This is a genomic window from Streptomyces sp. 13-12-16 (assembly GCF_002114215.1).
Classification (GTDB): domain Bacteria; phylum Actinomycetota; class Actinomycetes; order Streptomycetales; family Streptomycetaceae; genus Streptomyces.
Genome location: NZ_NCTE01000335.1, coordinates 1 through 3723, shown reverse-complemented (window position 1 = coordinate 3723; position 3723 = coordinate 1). Strand labels below are relative to the sequence as shown.

Genomic DNA, 3723 nt, shown 5'->3' with positions numbered 1-3723 from the left:
CGGCGGTTCCTCCGGGAGGCCGGGACTCGTGGGCGGCCTCCTGGGATGACTCGCACACGGCAGTGGGGTCCCGCACGGACGGCGTGCGGGACCCCACTGCCGTGGAAGCGGTGGCTACGGCCGTCACGCCCCGCCCGCCCGGCCGCGCTGACGCAGCGCGATCCGGTTGCCGTCCGGGTCCACGGCCTCGATGCGCACCCCGAACGGATAGTCCTCCGGCTCGGGCTGGTCGAACGTCACACCGCGGTCGCGCCACACCGCGAAGTCCTTCCGCAGGTCGTCCGATTCGAGGAAGACCGAACCGAGCGCCCTGCCACCCGTCTCGCCCGCGGCCGGCTGCCCCGTGTCCGGCTGTCCCGTGCCCGCCGGGCGCGGCCACAGGAGGAACTCCAGAGCACTGCCCGGGACGCCCACCGTGAGGAAGCGCCCCTCGGGGCCCTGATGGTCCACGCGCTTCTCCAGGCCGAGCTGGTCCGTGTAGAACCTCAGGGACCGGTCCTGGTCGGTCACGTTGATCGTCACGTACATGACGCTGGTCAGCATCGTGCGTTCCCTTCCTGCCACCCGTCCGACGCGGCGGGTCGCCACGTCGTGTCACCTCACTGACGGACGGCGGCAGGACGATGTGACGGGCGGAAGGGAAAAGATCTCAGCGGCCCTGCGCCGAGAGCTCCTTCGCCGCCTCCGTCAGGTCCTTCGCGGTGTCGATCGCGCGCCAGTAGGAGCCCTGGGGGATGGGGAAACCGGCCAGACGGCGTTCGCGCGCGAGGTGCGGGAACGTGGTGCGCTCGTGGTCGCCGCGCTCCGGGAGCAGACCGGCGAACTCGGGGGAGAAGACGTACACGCCCGCGTTGATCTCGAAGGTCGACGGCGGGGCCTCGATGAAGTCGGTGATGTGCCCGAAGCCGTCCGTGCGCACCGCGCCCCACGGGATGCGCGGCCGGGCCAGGGCGAGGGTCGCGACGGCGTCGCGCTCGGTGTGGAAGTCGGCCATGTCGCGCAGCGAGAAACGGGTCCAGATGTCGCCGTTGGTGGCGTACCAGGGCCGGTCCGGGTGCGGGAGGCGGGCGGCGGCGTACTTCAGGCCGCCGCCGCGGCCGAGGGGTTCCGTCTCGACGACGGTGGTGACGGAGAGGGGCAGGTCGGCGGTGTCCAGCCACTTCTGCAGGACCTCGGCGAGGTGGCCGCAGGAGACCACCACGTCCGTCACGCCCTCCTCGGCGAGCCAGGAGAGCTGGTGGCCGATGATCGGGGTTCCCGTGCCGGGGATCTCGACCATCGGCTTGGGGCGGTCGTCGGTGTACGGCCGAAGCCGGGATCCCTGGCCTCCGGCCAGGACTACGGCTTGTACGGGGCGGGCGACGGCTCGCGGATCGGTCATGCCCGCACTTTACGCGGCGCGGCGGTCGGTGCTTTTGCGGGTGCCGGTGCTTTGTGGGGTGACCCGTGCTGGTGCCGGCCGGGGGGTGGGTCTGCGCAGCCCGGCGCTTGCGGGGTGCCGTCGCGCCCACCCGTGCCGCCCTGCGGCACGACTGCCCGCGGGGACGGTGGCGTGCGGCGCGGCTGCCCGCGGGAGTGGGGCAGCCGGGGTCAGCGGTTGGCCGTGGTGACGCCTGAGGCGAAGGAGGTGTCGCAGACCGGGCGGGCGTAGGACTGGGCCTTGGTGGGGCCGTAGACGCGGACCGCCGCCTTGCCGAGGGCGCGGGCGATGGACGCGCAGTGCTTCGCCAGCGACGGGCGGTCGTTCACGGCCTGCTGGAGGTGGGTGAGCGCCACGCCCGGGTTCTCCTCCTGCAGTTCGACCAGCAGCCTGTCCCGCAGCGCGTGCTGCGGCGCCTGGGCGCCGGCACGGGAGGACGCGTCGGAGGCGGCCGCGAGCACGGGGCTCGAGGAGGCCCCCGACCAGTTGACCCGCGCGACCGCGAAAGTCCCGGAGAGCACCAGGACGACGGGCAGGACGAAGGCGAGGGAGCGGCCGATCCGGCGGGCGGGACCCCGGCCGCGACGCGTCTGACGGTTAGTGGAGTGCTTCACGCGTGTGAGGGTAGCGCCCGGTAGCGACAAGAAAACATTCCGTCACCGTTACGGGGGACAAGGAACCCCGGACTCCGGACGACGTGTTGACGTACAGGGTCGAAATGGCCCGGTATGCCGGGGTATTTGTCGACAACGCGAAGGGCCCCGCAGTGATCTGCGGGGCCCTTCGCACAACAACGTCAGTCGGACAGGCGCGCACCGCTCGACGTCGAGAACACGTGGGTCTCACCCGCGCGCGGCACGACGTGCAGCTGGCTGCCCTTCTCCGGGACCTCACGGCCGCCGACGCGGACCACGATGTCCTTGGCCTCGCCGCCGACCTGCGCGGTGCCGTACACGAACGCGTCGGAGCCCAGCTCCTCGACGACGTTGACGGTGACCGCGAGACCCTTGTCGGCGTCGGCGCCGGCCACGTCGAAGTGCTCGGGGCGGACGCCCACGGTGACGGTCTTGTCGCTGGTCGCGGAGAGCGCGTCACGCTGCACCGGCACCACCGAGTTGCCGAACTTCACACCGCCGTCGGTGACCGGGACCTCGACCAGGTTCATGGCCGGGGAGCCGATGAAGCCGGCGACGAAGAGGTTCGCGGGCTTGTCGTACATGTTGCGCGGGGTGTCGACCTGCTGGAGCAGACCGTCCTTGAGGACCGCGACGCGGTCGCCCATGGTGAGGGCCTCGACCTGGTCGTGGGTGACGTAGACGGTGGTGATGCCCAGACGGCGCTGGAGCGACGCGATCTGCGTACGGGTGGACACACGGAGCTTGGCGTCCAGGTTGGACAGCGGCTCGTCCATGAGGAACACCTGCGGCTCACGCACGATGGCGCGGCCCATCGCGACACGCTGACGCTGACCACCGGAGAGCGCCTTCGGCTTGCGGTCCAGGTACTCGGTGAGGTCGAGGATCTTCGCGGCCTCTTCGACCTTCTGCCGGATCTCCGTCTTGTTGACGCCGGCGATCTTGAGCGCGAAGCCCATGTTGTCGGCGACCGTCATGTGCGGGTAGAGCGCGTAGTTCTGGAACACCATGGCGATGTCCCGGTCCTTCGGCGGCAGGTGCGTGACGTCGCGGTCACCGATGCGGATGGCACCGCCGTTGACGTCCTCGAGCCCCGCGAGCATGCGGAGCGAGGTGGACTTGCCGCAACCGGACGGGCCGACCAGGACGAGGAACTCGCCGTCCGCGATGTCGATCTCCAGGGCGTCGACGGCGGGCTTGGTGGAACCGGGGTAGATCCGGGTCGCCTTGTCGAACGTGACAGTGGCCATGGTGAATGGTCCCCTTCTACCGGCAGGAACGTGCCGGACGATCCGAGTAGGAAGGTGATGCCACGACGGGTGTTCCGTTGTGGTGTTGGTCCACACGAGTGAACTGGCACAGGACGGTACCTGGCGTTCACCTGCTTGTCAGTAGTTCCAGGGCTGTGAATTTCGCGGAAACTTTCGACCGCGGGGATGACGGTTCGGTTGCGTAAGTGATCACAGGCAGGCTGCACATGGGGTGGGACCCGGCCGCGTACGGGGATCACCGGCTGGTCGTGTGCGCGGCGATACCCGGCCGTGCACGGGATCACCGCCCGGCCGCGTACCGGTCCGCCAGCACCGCCACCGCCGACGCGACCGCCTCCCGCAGTCCGGCCGGGCCGAGCACCTCCGCCTCGACGCCGAGCCGCAGCAGATCGCCGGT

The 3723-nt window shown here is 70.5% G+C and carries 4 protein-coding genes; all 4 read right to left on the bottom strand.

The annotated features are described in order from the left end of the window. Positions 1-123: 123 nt before the first annotated feature. A complete protein-coding gene (locus B7767_RS14260; RefSeq protein WP_085572516.1) occupies positions 124-543 on the bottom strand; it encodes a VOC family protein in 420 nt (139 codons plus the stop codon). 106 nt (positions 544-649) lie between these two features. Beyond that, entirely contained in the window at positions 650-1381 is a 732-nt protein-coding gene (locus tag B7767_RS14255) for a nucleotidyltransferase family protein (RefSeq protein ID WP_085572515.1), read from the bottom strand. A 209-nt stretch (positions 1382-1590) separates the two neighbouring features. Then, positions 1591-2034, bottom strand: coding sequence for a hypothetical protein (locus B7767_RS14250; RefSeq protein ID WP_085572514.1), 444 nt, complete (start codon positions 2032-2034; stop codon positions 1591-1593). Between the two features lie 182 nt (positions 2035-2216). Continuing rightward, the gene (locus tag B7767_RS14245) at positions 2217-3305 is read right to left on the bottom strand and encodes an ABC transporter ATP-binding protein (RefSeq protein WP_085572513.1); all 1089 of its coding nucleotides are present in this window, start codon (positions 3303-3305) and stop codon (positions 2217-2219) included. Between the last annotated feature and the right edge of the window lie 418 nt (positions 3306-3723).

Coding starts and splice junctions, on each gene's coding strand:
- B7767_RS14245 (WP_085572513.1), bottom strand. CDS start 3,305: ATGGCCACTGTCACGTTCGACAAGGCGACCCGGATCTACCCCGGTTCC.
- B7767_RS14255 (WP_085572515.1), bottom strand. CDS start 1,381: ATGACCGATCCGCGAGCCGTCGCCCGCCCCGTACAAGCCGTAGTCCTG.
- B7767_RS14260 (WP_085572516.1), bottom strand. CDS start 543: ATGCTGACCAGCGTCATGTACGTGACGATCAACGTGACCGACCAGGAC.